This window comes from Amycolatopsis echigonensis (assembly GCF_014174495.1).
In the GTDB taxonomy this organism is placed as follows: Bacteria; Actinomycetota; Actinomycetes; order Mycobacteriales; family Pseudonocardiaceae; genus Amycolatopsis; species Amycolatopsis echigonensis.
Map to the genome: position 1 here is coordinate 1 of NZ_JACJHR010000035.1, position 15,506 is coordinate 15,506.

Here is a 15,506-nt window from a genome sequence, read left to right on the forward strand (position 1 = left end):
TGCCGTGCCGTGCCGTGCCGTGCCGTGCCGTGCCGTGCCGTGCCGTGCCGTGCCGTGCCGTGCAACCAGCCCGCTAGAACCCGCTACCGCTCCCGGCGCAGCATCAGCCCGGCTCGTCCGCAGCGTCAGCTCAGCCCGTCAAACCGGCCGCAGTGCACCTCCTTTCCAGCCTCTCGGACCATGGTCATCCACGCTTTCTCTTCCAACACCGGTCAGTCGAAGAAACTCGGCACATCCAGCGCTCCTCCCGATCCCTCGAACTCGTCGTGCACGGCTTTGCGCAGCTCCGCGTCGGCGAGATAATCGGCGGCGGTCAGAGCCAGCCCCAGCGCGCCGTCGACGACCGCCTGGTCGCCCGCCGGCGACCCGGCAGCCTCGGCGAATTCCTTGGTGTGCAACGCGACCGTCGGCCCGGACACCGCGATCATTGGGTGCAGTGCGGGCATGCGGTAGGACAAATTCCCGAGGTCGGTGCTTCCGGTCAGGAACTCCGGCACGATTCCCGGTGGCAGCGGTTTCCGCCCGGTGCCCTGTTGATTGACCGACCACCGGCCGGCCAGCGTCGTATTGAACCGGATCGGCAGGTACGCGGGCTGTGCGTCCCAGTGCAATTCCACCCCGCAGCCGGTCATTTCGGCCGCGCCGTGGGCGATCGCGGTCATTCGGCTGGCCAGATCGCGCAGCGTCTCGGGATTCGCTGACCGGAGGTAGAACAACAGAGCCGCCCGCTCGGGGATCACGTTCGGCCGCGCGCCGCCATCGGTGAAGATGCCGTGCACTCGGTCGGTCGACGGCAACTGTTGCCGCAGCGCGGACACTCCTTGGTAGGCCGCCACCGCCGCGTCGAGCGCGTTGCGTCCCATGAACGGCTGCGCCGAAGCATGTGCGCCGACTCCATGGAACACCATCTCGAGCTGCCGCCTGCCGAGGAACGGATGCAATGCGATGTCATGGCTGAACGGGTGCAGCATGATCACCGCATCGACATCGTCGAAAACCCCGGCTCGCGCGAGCGTTTCCTTGCCGCCACCGCCCTCCTCCGCGGGAGTGCCCACCAGCGACACCCGTCCGCCGAGCCGTTCGGCCACTGCCGCCGCACCGAGGAACCCACCGGCTCCGGCGGTGCAAATAACGTTGTGCCCGCAGCCATGCCCCAACCCAGGCAGCGCGTCGTATTCGGACAGGACCGCGATGTGCGGCCCGTTGTTGTCCGGGGTTCCGGTGCGCAGCGCGGTGTCCAGCCCGCCGAGCCCGACGGTGACCTCGTGTCCGTGAGCTCGCAGCAACTCGGCGAGCGCGCCGACGGACCGGTGTTCCGCGAATCCTTCTTCGGGATGCGCATGCAGATCCTGGCTGAGCGCGACGAGTTCGTCGGCTCGGGAACGCACTTCTTCTTCAACCGCAGCACGGGTTTCCGCGTCAGCTCCCGCGAAGTCGGAGCTGAGCGGTTCGGCGGCGGCCACGGCATCGGCGGTGGCTTCGATGAGGGAACGGAGGTGGCTGTCGTCGGGTGGGACAGGTGCGGCGTGGGTCATGCGGGGAATGCTATCCCCGAACCCCGACAGAAATGGATCACTGCACGTCAGACAGCCGACCGGAGACGAGCTGCGCGACGCCGAAGTACTGCTCGTGCATCTCGTCGAAGCCACGCGCACGCAAGCCGGCCGCGATCTCCCCGCGGTCGAACATGCGTTGTCCGCTGACGATTCCTCCTGCGGTGTCGGCGATCCGGGCGAGCTGGCAGTCGCGGCGAGCACTCGTGAGCAGGACGATCCGTCCCCCGGGACGCAGAATCCGGACGAACGAATCGAGCGCGCGTTCCGGCTCGGCGAACATGTGCAGGGCGGCGAAACAGCAGATAGCGTCCACAGTGGACGAAAGCAGCGGCGGCTCGACCGCGTCGGCGCGAAGGTAAGCCACGGTCGGCGAGTCAGTCTCTTCGACCGCGCGCGAAAGCATGCTCCGTGCGCCGTCCAGGCCGATCGCGAGTCCATCCGGACCCACTGCGTCACCGAACGCACGTGTGAACCGGCCAGTCCCGCACGCGACGTCGAGCACGACCTGACCTGACCGCAGCGCGAGCCGTTCGGAGGCCAGTGCGATCTCGTCGGTCATGCTCGGGCCCCCGGGGCCTTTGAGGACGCGGCCGAGCACAGGACGCCAGTAACGTTCGTAGACCTGGGGCAGCAGCGTGGTGCGCATGAGCCGCTGAGTGAGCCCGGTCGACGGGCCGGCCTGGGCCGCGTCGCCGAGCGTGTCGAGGAAGCCTTCGACTGCGGTGGCCGGCTCGCTGAGCAGGTCGGTGAGCCGTTGCTGGGTGCTTTGGTGCGGCACGGGGGTCCTCTCGACGGGGATACCGGCAGTATGCGGTATTAACGGCTCACTCGTTAGAGTGAAGATCTGCCCGATCAGGCGTTCGACGACCGGCATTGTCGGTGCCGGTTCCTAACGTCGTCCGCACGGTCTCCGACCCGCGGAGACCAGCGAGGAGGACTGACTGATGACCGCACCGATCCTGCGCCCGATCGACCTGCCCACCGGCGAAATCGCCGTGCACGGGGCATTCGACCTGAGTGCTGCTTCGCAGTGGCTGGCCGGGACGGGCCCGGCCGGATCCTTCTGTGCCGAACCGGGCGTGCTGCGGGTGGCGTTCCCGGTGGAGGGGACCTGGACCCATGCCGGGGCCGCGATCCGGCAGAGATCTCCGAGCACGGTCGAAGTCGGCGTGGCGGCTCCGGTGGAGATCGCCGCGCGAGTGGTCGCACAGGTGAGCCGGATGCTTTCGCTCGATGTCGACGAATCCGGGTTCGCCGAGGTCGCGAGTCGAGACTCGGTCGTTCGGCGGCTGCACGCCCGCCACAGCGGAGCACGCCCCGTGCTGTATTCGTCGCCGTATGAAGCGGCTTGCTGGGCCGTGCTCACGCAAGGAATGCGGGTTCCGCAGGCGATGCGGTTGCGCGAGCAGCTCGCTGTGCGACATGGCCGTCAGGTGGGCGACGACGGGCCGTTTTCCTTTCCCTCGCCGCAGATTCTGGCCGAACTGGGTGACGAGCCGTCGGTGGGGCCGTTCCGGCTTGCCCGCCTTCGAGCTGTCGCGCGGGCAGCGGCGGACGGCCGTCTGGACACCGAAGAGCTGCTGGCGCTGCCGATTCCCGACGCGATGACCCGGCTGTGTGCGATCCCGGGCATCGGAGCGTTCTCCGCCGAGCAGATCCTGCTGCACGGCGCGGGACACCCTGATCTCTTCCCCCGGCTGGACACGCAGCTTCACCAGATTCTGTGCGCGGAGTACGCGTTGCCTCCCGACACGCCGCCGGACGAGCTTGAACCGCTGGCCGAGGACTGGCGTCCGTATCGGTCGTGGGTCGCGCATCTGTTCCGGCTCGATCGGTTGCGGGCGGCGGCGTCCGGGGAGGCGGCGAACTGAGCGGTGCTCGAAGAAGCGGATCGACAGGAGGGAGACGTCATGGAGTGAGGCCGCGTCCCATACCGAATCGCGGTCGACGGTTGTCGCCTGGGCACTCACAGCAGCCAAATAGCGCCTGTGGTGAGGTGTCCGCGTGACTACGCCTGCACTCGCCGTCTCGACTGTGCTCAGTGCTCGACCGGGCACCGGAGAAATCTCTGGTGCGGCCATGGCAGCGGGCACTGGGACAGTCGGCGCGGCGCTGGAACAGGCGAACACGCCGAGCGTCATCACGTTGGTCACGGGCGGTATCGCGTTGCTGGTGGTGCTGGCCGGTGGGACGCCGTGGCGGTTCGCCCGCAACGTCATCACGATCGTGCACGAAGCGGGCCACGCGCTGGCCGCGGTGACGGTCGGACGGCGGCTGCGGTCGATCCGGCTGCACTCGGACACCTCCGGAGTCACCGTGTCGCGCGGCAATCCTGAGGGACCGGGCATGGCGTTCACGGCCTTGGCCGGGTACATCGCGCCGTCGGTCCTGGGACTGGTGTTCGCGAGCCTCGTCGGAGCGGACCTGATCACCACGGTGCTCGTGCTGGTCGCGTTGCTGCTGCTGGGTGTGCTGATCATGGTGCGCAACGCCTACGGCGTGTTCACGGTGGTGGCGAGCGCTGCCGTGCTCGGGCTTGTGGCTCTGGTCGCGCCGAAGGTGGTGCAGGCGCCGTTCGTGTATCTGCTGACCTGGTTCCTGCTGTTCGGCGGGGTTCGGCCGGTGATGGAGCTTCAGCTCAAACGGCGGCGTGGCCAGGCGCGGGACTCCGACGCCGATCAGCTGAGCCGATTGACCGCCGTACCCGCGGTGTTGTGGGTGCTGGTGTTCGGCGTGCTCACGGTGAGCTGTGTCATCGCGGGCGGGCTGTGGCTGCTGCAGCCGCTGGCGTTGTGAGGCGGCCGCGACGGTTCTGGCTTGCGGTTGACTTGCTGCCGTGAAGTGACGCGGGATGACGGTTCGGTGGCGTCGCGTGACGGCGCGGGATCGCTGGGTTGGGGCGGAGCTGGTGGTAGTTCGGCGGTGACGTCAGTGGACGTCGGGCTGTGGCGGAGCGGCCGACAGCTGGGCGGGGCGGCCGGTGGCCCGGTGCAGCGGCCGGTGGTTGGGCAGAGTGGCTGGCGGTTCGGCGCGGCGGCTGGCGGTTGGGCGCGGCGGCTGGCGGTTGGGCGCGGCGGCTGGTGGGTCGGTGCAGCGGCTGGTGGTTGAGTAGCGCGGCTGGTGGTCGGGTCGCGCGGCCGGTGCTCCGGCGGAGCCGGTGGTCGGAGTGCCAGTCAGTGCCAGCGGCGGTAGGCGGCGAGAGGGACGTCGCCGTCGTGAGTGGCGGCGTTGTCGACCATGTGGCCTACCAGGAGACTAGGGCCGCGAGTGTCCCGAGGGCTGAGCCCGTCGTCTCCCCATGTGGGCGGTACGGCAGACTGGACGTCTGCTGAGCCGCCGGAGGGAGACAGGCGATGGACGAGGTCGCGAAGGCCGTCGAGGAGTGTGCGCGGGCGGCGAAGGCGGCTGCGCCGTCGTTGGCTGCCGCCGGGGACGACGCGGTGGACGCGGCGCTCGTCGGGATGGCGGAGCGGCTCGTCGCGCACCGGGATGTGGTGCTCGAGGCCAACCGGGCCGACGTGGCCAAGGCTACGGCCGACGGGATGAGCGCCGGTCTGCTCGACCGGCTCACCATCACCCCTGAGCGGCTCGACGGGATGGCCTCGCAGCTGCGGTTGCTGGCTGGCGCGCCGCACCAGGAGCGGTCCGTCGACGTGTCCACGTTGGACGGTGGGTTGCGGCTGGTCGAGCGGCGGCGTCCGGTGGGCGTCATCGGCGCGAACTACGAGGCGCGGCCGAACGTGACGGTCGATGTGGCGTCGCAGCTGGTCAAGTCGCGCAACGGCGGCGTGCTGCGGACCGGGTCGGCGGCGCTGGGTTCGGCGCAGCGGTTGCGGGACGTCGTGATCGCGCCTGCGCTCGAGGCCGCCGGGATCAACCCGGACGTCGTGCAGCTGGTGCCGCGCGTGGAGCGCGAGGCGGCGTCGGCGCTGGTGCGGCTGCCTGGGCTCGTTCCGCTCGTCATCCTGCGCGGCAGCGGCGACAGCACGCGAGCGCTGGCGACCGAGGCCGCGGTGCACGGGGTGCGCACGTTGGCGCACGCCGATGGCGGCGGCGTGCTGTACGTCGACGTCGCGGCGGATGCGGACAAGGTCCGTGACCTGGTGTTCTCGAGCCTTGACCGGCTTGGCGTCTGCAACCGGCTGAACCTGCTGCTGATCCACGAGGACGTGCACGACGCGGTGTGGCCGCAGATCGAGTCGGCGCTGGCCGAGCGCGGCGTCACGCCCTCGCTCGCGCCGCACGAGCACCCGATCGGCTACGAGTGGGCGCTGGACTCCGAGCGGGAGGCGACCGTCACCGTGGAGAAGGTCGGCGGGCTCGTCGACGCGGTCGAGATCGCGAACGAGCGCACGTCCGGGCTCGCCGCGGGGATCGCGACCGAGAACCCGGCGGCCGCGGAGCAGTTCTTCGACGGGTACACCGGGACGGGCGTGTTCTGGAACGCGCCGACCCGGCTGCTGGACGGCTTCAAGCTGCTCGCGGTGCCCGAGACCGGCATCAACCTCGACCGGGTGCCGGGGCCGCGCGGGCCGGTGACCTACACCGACCTGTACGTCCGGCAGTACGCCGTGGTGCCTGCCTGACCTGGCCGGAGCACGATGAGCGGATGGGCACGATGACCGGGCGGCCGCACGTCCTGCTGTCCGCGGCGCAATCGCTGGACGGCTACCTCGACGACGCCGGCAGCACCCGTCTGCTCCTGTCCAACGAGGACGACTTCGCGGAGGTCGACCGGCTCCGCGCCGAGGCCGACGCGATCCTCGTCGGTGCGGGCACGGTGCGGGCCGACAATCCGCGGCTTCTCGTGCGCTCCGCCGAACTGCGCCGTGAGCGGGTCGCGGCGGGGCGGCCGGAGCAACCGGTCAAGGTGACGGTCACGAGCAGCGGCAAGCTGGATCCGGCGTCGCGGTTCTTCACCGTCGGCGACACCGAGAAGCTCGTCTACGCACCGCGGGGGAGCGCGGACAGCCTGAGCGCGGTCGCGACTGTGGTGGACGTCGGCAGTCCTCCACGGCTCGACCGCGTCCTGGACGACCTCGGCGCGCGAGGGATCCGGACGCTGCTCGTCGAGGGTGGCGGGGCAGTGCACACGCAGTTCCTCGACGCCGGGCTCGCCGACGAACTCCGGCTCGCGATCGCGCCGATCATGGTCGGCGACCCGCGAGCGCCGCGGTTTCTCGGGCCGGGTGCGTTCCCGCGACCGCTGGAACTGACGGAAGTGCGGCGGCTCGGGGACGTCGCGGTGCTGCGGTATCGGGTCGCGGCTGAACCGTCGTCGCTCGATCTGCTGCGGTTGCGGCAGGCCATCGACCTCGCCGACGAATGTCCGCCGAGTTCGACGTTTCGCGTCGGCGCGGTCGTCGGGCTGCCGGACGGAACGGTGCTCGCCACCGGGCATTCGGGCGAAGGCGATCCGCACAACCACGCGGAAGAATCGGCGCTGGCGAAGCTCGATCCGCACGATCCGCGACTGGCCGACGCGACCATGTATAGCTCGCTCGAACCGTGCAGCGATCGCGCGTCCCATCCCAAAAGCTGCACGCAGCTGATCCTCGAAACGGCCATTCCACGAGTGGTGATGGCGTGGCGGGAACCGTCACTGTTCGTCGAGGCTGAAGGGGTCGAGCGGCTTGTCGCGGCCGGACGCCGGGTGATCGAAGTGCCGGCGTTGGCTTCGGAAGTTCGCCGGGCGAATACGCACCTGCCTGGCGTTCGTCCCTGATTCCTCAATACAGCTGACGGTTCGGGCGCTGCGGCACGGAATCCGCGGCGCAGCGCCCGATCGGGAAAATCAGCCGGTCAGCATGCTCCGTTGTCGGCCCAGACGCCCCATTGGCCGGTCGTGCCGGGTTCCTCACCCTGGGTCCACCATTTGGCGGTCCATTTGTGGCTGTTGTGCGCGACCACGGCGCCGCCGGTGTAGACCTGCGTTTTCTGCCATTCCGGTGCCGAACAGGTTCCCGGGGGATTTCCGGTCGGACTGGTCGAGCTCGTCGGCGGAGTGGTTTGCGGCGGGGTCGCCCCGGCGAACCGAGTGGTGAACTTCGTGAAATCCCAGTCGTTTTGCTGGACGTTCGAGCACACGCTGTTGTCGGTCGTCGTCGTGCATTGCCGGTCGCGGTTCACTGACCAGAAGGTGAACCGGCCGAGGTGGTGGCTCGTCGCGTAGTCGTAGACGGTCTGGAAATCGGAAACGTTGAAGTATTCCGACGAGTCGGATTTCCCGTTCATGCCCGAGAAACCCTCGTGCGAATACGCGGTGGCGCTGTCCCAGCCGAGGTGGCTTTCGAGCAACCCGTGGAACGCTTCCAGCGCTGACACCTGCGACGCGCCGCCGCCGGTGAAGCCGCCGTCGAACGGCATGATCGAGAAGTCGTTGGGGGAGAAGCCGATCGACTTCGCCTGGTCCAGCAGCTGGGTGCCGAACCAGCCGGTGCCCGCCGACGTGCCCGGCATGGTCACCGAGACGAACAGCCCGGGGTTGTCCGCCTGCAGTTTCTTCGCGGCGCCGAGTTCGTTCGCGATGGCGGCGGTGTTTTCGTACTCGGGTTCTTCGAGGTCGAAGTCGAGGGCTTTCAGGTTGTATTTCGTCACGACCTGCTGGTAGGCGGCGGCGGTCGCGTCGACGGTGCCGCAGGTCTGGCCCAGTTTCGTTCCGCCGTAGCCGCCGACCGAAACCGACACGTCGCCGCCGTTGCCGCGGATGCGGTTGATCGCGTCGCCGACGGTCGTGTCCGAGGAAACCGGCGAGGTGCCGTCCCAGGTGGGGCTGCATCCGCCGCCGTTGGGCGCGAGGATGAAGGCCAGCTGGAACGCCTTCTGCCCGGTCGCGTTCATGACGGTCACCGGGTCGGGCGGGTTGTTGCTCTGCGGCATGAGGTACGGCGCGGAGGCGTACCAGTTGTTGTCGAGACCGGTCGAGGTCCCGGTCTGCGCGTGGGCGGTCGCGGCCACGGCGGCCGCGGCCCCGGCCACGGTAGCGGCGGCGACGAGTGTGGCGGCCAGTCTGCTTCGCTGCATCTGTCCTCCGGCGAGCATTCGGAAAATGAATGCGGTAAGCATTGGACTAGACCATTATGAAGTCAAGGTGCGGTCGGCTGCTCTTGTCCGGCCGGAGGCTGGTTCGGGAGGTATGCCGGAATTCGGTGCGGCGGGTTCACCCTTGCGGCGCAACGGTTCTTCGCAAAGGGACGCGGACCGCAGAGCCGAGTGGTCCGGTCGGGAGCGGGGAGACCCACGGCGCGGCTGGGCTGGGGTGGGTGCGGCCAGAGCGTCGGATGAGACCCGCGGTGGTTGTTCGGGAGGCGGAGAGAAAGGGGGACGGTGATGGTGCGGTTGGAGTGGGCGGATGCCGCCAGGGCGTGGGTGGGGCGTGCGGTGCTTGGTCGGTGCGGGAGGAGTGAGGGGGAGGCGGTGGCGGTGCGGTTGGAGTGAGCGGGTGCGGCCTTAGCGCGGGATGGGGCCTGCGGTGCTTGGTCGGTGCGGGTGGAGTGAGGAGACGGGGACGGCACGGTCGGGCTGGCTGCGGGCAAGGACATGGGAGGGGGTTGGGCCCGAGGTGGTTGGTCGGGAGGCGGAGTGAGGGGGAGACGGTGACGGTGCGGCTGGAGTGGGCAGGTGCGGGCAGGGGCCGTCGGGTGGGGACTGCGGTCAGTGGTCGGCGGGAGAAGGGTGGGCGGTTTGCTGAGTGGTGGCGGGAGCAGTGGTGGTGGCGCGGCTGGGCGGGGAGGGCTTGGCGGTAGGGCACGCGGGTGGGTCGTGCTTGTTCAAGCGGCTGGGCGAATTCTCCGCAGAGGAGTGGTGAGGGGGCTGCGGGACACGGATTGCTGACCGGTGTCCGAAGGAGGCAGCACGCGTGGTCTAACTGGGCTAACGGGTTCGTCAGGCGGGCGAGCGGTGTTGCCGTGGAGCGCGTTCATCTGCGCATGGCAAGGAGCGCGGTGCAGGCGACCACGCGGACAGCCAGGGCGCGTGGAGGCGACGTGCATGGGGAGCGCGCGGTAAAAGAAGGCAGCGAGCGAATGGCCGAACTGGGATCAAGCATTGCCCTTGGCTGGCCGAGCGTGAGTCAGCCGAGGGCGAGCCACCTCAGTCGTTCTCCAGGTCGCCTTCCAGGCTCAGGTAAACCTCGCGCATCTGGGCCATCAACTCCGGATCCGGCTCTTCCCACAATCCCCGGTCGGCGGCTTCCGTCAGGCGTTCGATGATTCCCCGCAGCGCCCACGGGTTCGCGTCCCGCAAGAACTGCTGGTTTTCCTCGTCCAGAACATACGACTGCGACAACTTCTCGTACATCCAGTCGCCCACGACACCGGCCGTGGCGTCGAAGCCGAAGAGGTAGTCCACGGTGGCTGCGAGTTCGAAGGCACCCTTGTAACCGTGGCGGCGCATGGCGGACAGCCACCGCGGGTTGACTACCCGGGCGCGGAAGACGCGGGCCGTTTCTTCGCCCAGCGTACGAGTGCGGACGGCGTCGGGAGTGGTCGAGTCGCCGACATAGGAAGCTGGAGCGGAGCCGGTCAGGGCGCGGACTGTGGCGATCATTCCGCCGTGGTATTGGAAATAGTCGTCCGAGTCGGCGATGTCGTGTTCGCGAGTATCCGTATTCTTCGCGGCTACGACGATGCGCTTGTACGACGATTCCATGTCCTCGCGCGCGGGGCGGCCGTCCAGGTCCCTGCCGTAGGCGTAGCCGCCCCAGACCGCGTAGACCTCGGCTAGATCTTTGTCGTCGCGCCAGTTTCCGGAGTCCATCAGGGGGAGCAGGCCGGCTCCGTAGGCACCAGGTTTCGAGCCGAAGATGCGGGTGGTCGCTCGGCGATTGTCGCCGTGGGCGGCCAAATCCGCGTTGACGTGGGCGCGGACGTAGTTGGAAGTTTCCGGTTCGTCCAGGGAAGCGGCCAGGCGGACGGCGTCGTCCAGCAGGGTGATGACGTGCGGGAAGGCATCGCGGAAGAAGCCGCTGATGCGGACTGTCACGTCGATCCTCGGGCGGCCCAGTTCGGACAGCGGGATCGGTTCGATGCCGGTCACGCGGCGGGAGGCTTCGTCCCAGACTGGCTGGATGCCCAGCAGCGCGAGGACTTCGGCGGCATCGTCGCCGGAGGTGCGCATGGCGGAGGTGCCCCACACCGAGAGGCCGACGGACCGCGGCCAGTCGCCGGTGTCTTCGCGGTAGCGGCGGAGCAGGGAGTCCGCCAGGGCCTGGCCGGTTTCCCATGCCAGGCGGCTGGGGATGGCCTTCGGATCCACCGTGTAGAAGTTCCGGCCGGTCGGCAGGACGTTGACCAAACCGCGCAAGGGGGAGCCGCTGGGGCCCGCGGGGATGTAGCCGCCGTCGAGAGCGTGCAGTACGGCGTCTACTTCGGACGAAGTGCCCGCCAGGCGGGGGACGATTTCGGTCGCGGCGAAGGTCAGGACGCGGGCGACTTCGGCGTCGAAAGTGCCCAGGACTTCGGTGACGACCGAGGAAACTGAAGAAGGGGACCACGAGTGGGTCTCCATGAGGGAAACCAGCGTGTGGGCGGTCGACTCGATGGCGTCCACTTCGGACAGCGGGGCGTCCGAATTTTCCTTCAGGCCCAGAGCGGAGCGCAGGCCGGGGACGGCGCCTTGCTTGCCGCCCCACATTTGCTGGGCTCGGAGCATCGCCAGGACCAGGTTGACCCGTGCCTCGCCGACCGGGGCTTCGCCCAGGATGTGCAGGCCGTCGCGGATCTGGGCGTCCTTGACCTCGCACAGCCAGCCGTCGATGTGCAGCAGGAAGTCGTCGAATTCGGCGTCGTGCGGACGTTCCTCGATGCCCAGGTCGTGGTCGAGTTTCGCGGCCTGGATGAGGGTCCAGATCTGGGCGCGGATCGCCGGGAGCTTCGCCGGGTCCATCGCGGCGATGTTGGCGTGTTCGTCCAGCAACTGCTCGAGACGGGCCAGGTCGCCATAAGACTCGGCGCGGGCCATCGGCGGGACCAGGTGGTCCACGATGGTCGCGTGTGCGCGGCGTTTCGCTTGTGCGCCTTCGCCGGGGTCGTTGATCAGGAACGGGTACACCAGCGGCAGGTTGCCCAGGACGGCGTCGGGCGCGCAGGCGGAGGAGAGACCGGCGGTCTTGCCGGGCAGCCATTCCAGCGAGCCGTGCTTGCCGAGGTGGACGACGGCGTGCGCGCCGAATTCCTCTTCCAGCCAGCGGTAGGCGGCGAAGTAGTGGTGGCTCGGCGGCAGGTCCGGGTTGTGGTAGATCGCCACCGGGTTTTCGCCGAACCCGCGCGGCGGCTGGATCATCAGCACGACGTTGCCGGCCTGCAGCGAGGCCAGGACGATGTCGCCCTCGGGGTTTGCCGACGTGTCGACATACAGCGAGCCCGGCGCGGGACCCCAGTGTTCTTCCATCGCTTCTCGCAACTCGACCGGCAAGGAAGCGAACCACGAGCGGTAGCGCGCCGCCGGGACGCGGATCGGGTTGCCGGACAGCTGTTCTTCGGTGAGCCATTCGGGATCCTGGCCGCCCGCGGCGATCAGGGCGTGGATCAAGGCGTCGCCGTCCGGCTGGTCGGTGCCGGTCGGGTCGACGCCGGGGAAGGCGTCGGGGCCGAGGTCGTAGCCGCGTTCGCGCATGAGGCGCAGGAGTTTGATCGCGGACGCGGGGGTGTCGAGGCCGACCGCGTTGCCGACGCGCGAGTGCTTCGTCGGGTACGCGGACAGCATCAGGGCGATTCGGCGAGAAGCAGGCGGCGTGTGGCGGAGTCGCGCGTGGGCGAGAGCGATGCGGGCGACTCGGGAGGCACGTTCGGGGTCGGCGATGTACCGGGGGAGGCCGTCGTCGTCGAATTCCTTGAAGGAGAACGGAACCGTGATGATCCGGCCGTCGAATTCCGGTACCGCCATCTGGTTGCCCGCGTCGAGCGGGGACAGCCCGTCGTCGCTGGCGGACCAGGTTTCGCGGTCGCTGGTCAGGCACAGCGCCTGCAGCACCGGGATGTCCAGCGCGGCCATTTCCGCGACGTCCCACGATTCGTCGTCCCCGCCCGCTCCGGCTTCCGACGGACGGGTGCCGCCCGCGGCCAGCACGGTGACCAGCAGGGCGTCGACCTTGCCGAGTTCGGCCATCATCTCCGGCGCCCGCGTGCGCAGGGACGCGGTGTGGATCGGCAGCGCCCGGCCGCCCGCGGATTCGACCGCGTCGGCCAGCGCGTGCACGAAACCGGTGTTCCCGGACAGGTGGTGCGCGCGGTAGTAGAGGATCCCGATGACCGGGCCGTCGTTCGAGGACGGCGGCCGCGAAAGCACGCCCCACGACGGCAGTTCGGCGGGCGGTTCGAAGCCTTCGCCGGTGAGCAGCAGCGTGTCGGACAGGAACCGGTGCAGCTGCGTGAGGTTTTCCGGACCGCCCTGCGCGAGGTACAGATGCGCTTGCGCGGCGATCCCGGCCGGGGTGGTGGAGAGCTTCATCAGCTCCGCGTCCGGCGTCTGCTCGCCGCCGAGCACGACCACGTGCGCACCGGACGCGCGCAGCACGTCCAGGCCGTCCTGCCAGGTTCGCGGCGTGCCGAGGATCCGGACGACGACGATCGACGCGCCGTCGGCCAGCCCGGGGAGGTCCCCGAGCGGCAGCCGCGACGGGTTGCCGAGCCGGTAGTCCGCGCCGCTGGCCCGGGCGCTGAGCAGGTCGGTGTCCGAAGTGGACAGCAGCAGGATCACGGCGTTCCTCACTCGGGGTGTCCGCGCCCCGGGTCGTCGGGCACGCCGGCGGGAGTTCCTGGCTGCCGGCGGCCGCGCGGCCGCCGGTCACAGTGGCGGGACCGCCCCGGATTTCCACCGGGTTCCTCCGCGTGCCGACGCGTGTGCGCCCTTACTCTCGCCGGGCGCGCGGGCGCCGTCAAGGTGAGCAGACCCTCACGCGGGCTTGCTTTCGTCCCCGATCCGCGGGAAGGGCGCGGTGGAGAACAGCACCTCCACCGCGACCTCGAAGAACTCCGCGATCCGCAACGCCAGGTACAGGCTCGGGCTGTACTCGCCGCGCTCCAGGTACCCGATGGTCTGGTAGTGCACGCCGAGCGCGTCCGCGAGCTGCCGCCGCGAGATGCCGCGTTCGGCGCGCAGCACCGCGATGCGGTTGTAGACGGTCTCGCTCACCGCGCCTCACACACGCTGAAGTGCCCTTTCCCTTCGCGCCGCCACCGACGACCCCGATTCGCGCCGGGCCATCCGCTTCAGCAGGATCGGGGCCAGCACCAATCCGATCACGGCCCACGCGAGCAGCACCCCCAGGGTCGCCCACGGCCGCCAGGACTGCCCGATCTCGACGACGACTGCCTGGTCGGGCAGCAGTGCCGAGCGCATGCCGAGGCCGAGCCAGTACATCGGGAACACCTGCGCGACGTCCTGCAGCCAGACCGGCAGCGCGGTGATCGGGTAGAAGATCCCGGAGATCGCGCCGAGCCCGAGCATCGGCAGCATGACCAGGGCCAGCATCCGCGAATCCTGGATCAGCGAACCGACCGCCGCGCCGATCGGCATGGTCGCGACCAGGCCCGCGGCGAGCACCCACAGCAGGTTCAGGAGCGAGAAGAGCCCGTCCGGAGCCAGTCCGTCGAACAGGAACAGCGACGGCACCAGCATCACGACGATGCTCGCGACCTGGATCATCGAGAACGTCGTGACCTTGCCGACGAGGTAGCCGAACATCCCGTTCGGCGTCGCCTTCGCCCGCAGCAGCGTGCCGTCCTCGCGGTCGACGACCAGCGAGCCCGCGACGGCGGACAGGCCGTTGAAGACGAGACCCGCGCCGATCACGCTCGGCACCGTCGCGGTGCCCAGCGAGAACGAGGTGCCCGGCAGATGCGCGCCCCGCATGAAGAACAGGGTGCCGAAGATCATCGCCAGCCACACGAGCTGGCCGATCAGGTCGTCCCGGTTCGTCCACTGCTGGCGGAATTCGATGAACCCGCGGCGGAGCCCCGCCCGCGCCGCGGTCCGCTGCGCCGACGCCGTCATCGCACGCCCGCCAAGGTCGCCCCGGACTCCGCGCGCTGCACGAGCGTCAGGTAGGTCTCCTCCAGCGACGCGCGCCGGACCTCCAGGTCGGCGACCGCTTCGCCGTGCTGTTTGAACAACTCGTACACGTACTTCGTCGCCTCCGTGGTCGAGTGCACGAACCGCTGCCCGTCGACCGTCCAGCGCACCTCGGCCTCTCCGGCGATCTGCCTGCTCAGCTGGTCCGGCGACCCGTCGGCGACGATGTGGCCGCCGCTCAGGATGAGGATCCGGTCGGCGAGCTTCTCGGCCTCGTCGAGATCGTGCGTGGTGAGCAGGATCGTCGTGTCGTCGTCGGCGAGCCGGTGCACGAGCTCGTGGAAATCGCGCCTCGCCTGCGGATCGAACCCGGCCGTCGGCTCGTCGAGGAACAGCAGCTCGGGGCGGCCGACGATGCCGATCGCCACGTCCAGCCGGCGCCGCTGCCCGCCGGACAGCATCCGGATCTTCTTGCCCGCGTGCTCGGTCAGCCCGACCGCCTCGATCAGCTCGTCGGTGTCCCACGGGCGGCGGATCCGGTCGGTGGAGTACGGCGAATAGAACGACCCGAGCAGGTCGAGCAGCTCGCGGACGCGCCATTTGCCGTGGTCGCGCCAGGACTGCAGGACGACCCCCAGCCGCGCCCGCCAGTCCTCGCCGCCCCGCGCCGGGTCGGTGCCCAGCACGGACACCTCGCCCGCGGACCGCATACGGAACCCCTCGAGGATTTCGATCGTCGTGGTCTTGCCCGCCCCGTTCGGGCCGAGCAGGCACAGCACCTCGCCGCGGTGCGCGCTGAACGACGTGCCGTGCAGCACGTCGTTCGAGCCGTAGCGCATGCGTAGGCCTTCGACGCGGAGCACGGTGTCCGCTTGATCTCTCATTGGATGACCCCCATCCTGCCTGTGCGATCGAATGTAGCAGATGTACTACATATGA

Annotated in this window: 11 protein-coding genes and 1 riboswitch; of the genes, 4 read left to right on the forward strand and 7 right to left on the reverse strand. The window is 69.3% G+C overall.

Features of this window, described 5'->3' with window-relative positions:
* Nucleotides 1-212 precede the first annotated feature (212 nt).
* Both H5411_RS23740 and H5411_RS23745 read right to left on the reverse strand, forming a co-directional pair.
* On the reverse strand, nt 213-1,535 hold the full coding sequence (locus H5411_RS23740) for a M20 family metallopeptidase (RefSeq protein ID WP_183125021.1): 1,323 nt from the start codon (nt 1,533-1,535) through the stop codon (nt 213-215).
* 37 nt (nt 1,536-1,572) lie between these two features.
* On the reverse strand, nt 1,573-2,334 hold the full coding sequence (locus H5411_RS23745) for a class I SAM-dependent methyltransferase (RefSeq protein ID WP_312878573.1): 762 nt from the start codon (nt 2,332-2,334) through the stop codon (nt 1,573-1,575).
* 166 nt (nt 2,335-2,500) lie between these two features.
* Between H5411_RS23745 and H5411_RS23750 the strand changes: the two genes are divergently transcribed.
* The 4 genes from H5411_RS23750 to H5411_RS23765 all read left to right on the forward strand — a co-directional run bounded on the left by H5411_RS23750 (nt 2,501) and on the right by H5411_RS23765 (nt 7,281).
* On the forward strand, nt 2,501-3,427 hold the full coding sequence (locus H5411_RS23750; protein ID WP_183125023.1) for a DNA-3-methyladenine glycosylase family protein: 927 nt from the start codon (nt 2,501-2,503) through the stop codon (nt 3,425-3,427).
* A gap of 208 nt (nt 3,428-3,635) precedes the next feature.
* Nucleotides 3,636-4,352: a M50 family metallopeptidase gene (locus H5411_RS23755; protein WP_183125072.1), complete on the forward strand. Its 717-nt coding sequence runs from the start codon at nt 3,636-3,638 to the stop codon at nt 4,350-4,352.
* Between the two features lie 557 nt (nt 4,353-4,909).
* Complete coding sequence (locus H5411_RS23760; protein ID WP_183125024.1) at nt 4,910-6,142, forward strand: aldehyde dehydrogenase family protein; 1,233 nt, start codon at nt 4,910-4,912, stop codon at nt 6,140-6,142.
* A gap of 32 nt (nt 6,143-6,174) precedes the next feature.
* Complete coding sequence (locus H5411_RS23765) at nt 6,175-7,281, forward strand: dihydrofolate reductase family protein (RefSeq protein ID WP_183125073.1); 1,107 nt, start codon at nt 6,175-6,177, stop codon at nt 7,279-7,281.
* 77 nt (nt 7,282-7,358) lie between these two features.
* Here H5411_RS23765 and H5411_RS23770 read toward each other — a convergent pair whose 3' ends face one another.
* From H5411_RS23770 to H5411_RS23790, 5 genes are all read right to left on the reverse strand, one after another.
* Nucleotides 7,359-8,579, reverse strand: a complete 1,221-nt coding sequence (locus H5411_RS23770) for a chitinase (protein WP_183125025.1) — start codon at nt 8,577-8,579, stop codon at nt 7,359-7,361.
* A gap of 1,068 nt (nt 8,580-9,647) precedes the next feature.
* Nucleotides 9,648-13,253 carry a cobaltochelatase subunit CobN gene (gene cobN / locus H5411_RS23775; protein WP_183125074.1) on the reverse strand — a complete coding sequence of 1,202 codons (3,606 nt, stop codon included), beginning with the start codon at nt 13,251-13,253 and terminating at the stop codon, nt 9,648-9,650.
* Nucleotides 13,254-13,305: 52 nt separating this feature from the next.
* Nucleotides 13,306-13,381, reverse strand: a riboswitch (cobalamin riboswitch).
* A 67-nt stretch (nt 13,382-13,448) separates the two neighbouring features.
* Complete coding sequence (locus H5411_RS23780; protein WP_183125026.1) at nt 13,449-13,688, reverse strand: helix-turn-helix transcriptional regulator; 240 nt, start codon at nt 13,686-13,688, stop codon at nt 13,449-13,451.
* Between the two features lie 6 nt (nt 13,689-13,694).
* Complete coding sequence (locus tag H5411_RS23785) at nt 13,695-14,549, reverse strand: ABC transporter permease (protein ID WP_101434532.1); 855 nt, start codon at nt 14,547-14,549, stop codon at nt 13,695-13,697.
* Nucleotides 14,546-15,451: an ABC transporter ATP-binding protein gene (locus H5411_RS23790; protein ID WP_183125027.1), complete on the reverse strand. Its 906-nt coding sequence runs from the start codon at nt 15,449-15,451 to the stop codon at nt 14,546-14,548. The genes H5411_RS23785 and H5411_RS23790 overlap by 4 nt, the downstream gene beginning before the upstream one ends.
* Between the last annotated feature and the right edge of the window lie 55 nt (nt 15,452-15,506).

Excerpts from the sequence above, each read along its gene's own strand:
- H5411_RS23770 (WP_183125025.1), bottom strand. The coding sequence starts at position 8,579 with ATGCAGCGAAGCAGACTGGCCGCCACACTCGTCGCCGCCGCTACCGTG.
- H5411_RS23765 (WP_183125073.1), top strand. The coding sequence starts at position 6,175 with ATGACCGGGCGGCCGCACGTCCTGCTGTCCGCGGCGCAATCGCTGGAC.
- H5411_RS23760 (WP_183125024.1), top strand. The coding sequence starts at position 4,910 with ATGGACGAGGTCGCGAAGGCCGTCGAGGAGTGTGCGCGGGCGGCGAAG.
- H5411_RS23790 (WP_183125027.1), bottom strand. The coding sequence starts at position 15,451 with ATGAGAGATCAAGCGGACACCGTGCTCCGCGTCGAAGGCCTACGCATG.
- H5411_RS23740 (WP_183125021.1), bottom strand. The coding sequence starts at position 1,535 with ATGACCCACGCCGCACCTGTCCCACCCGACGACAGCCACCTCCGTTCC.
- H5411_RS23750 (WP_183125023.1), top strand. The coding sequence starts at position 2,501 with ATGACCGCACCGATCCTGCGCCCGATCGACCTGCCCACCGGCGAAATC.
- H5411_RS23785 (WP_101434532.1), bottom strand. The coding sequence starts at position 14,549 with ATGACGGCGTCGGCGCAGCGGACCGCGGCGCGGGCGGGGCTCCGCCGC.
- H5411_RS23755 (WP_183125072.1), top strand. The coding sequence starts at position 3,636 with ATGGCAGCGGGCACTGGGACAGTCGGCGCGGCGCTGGAACAGGCGAAC.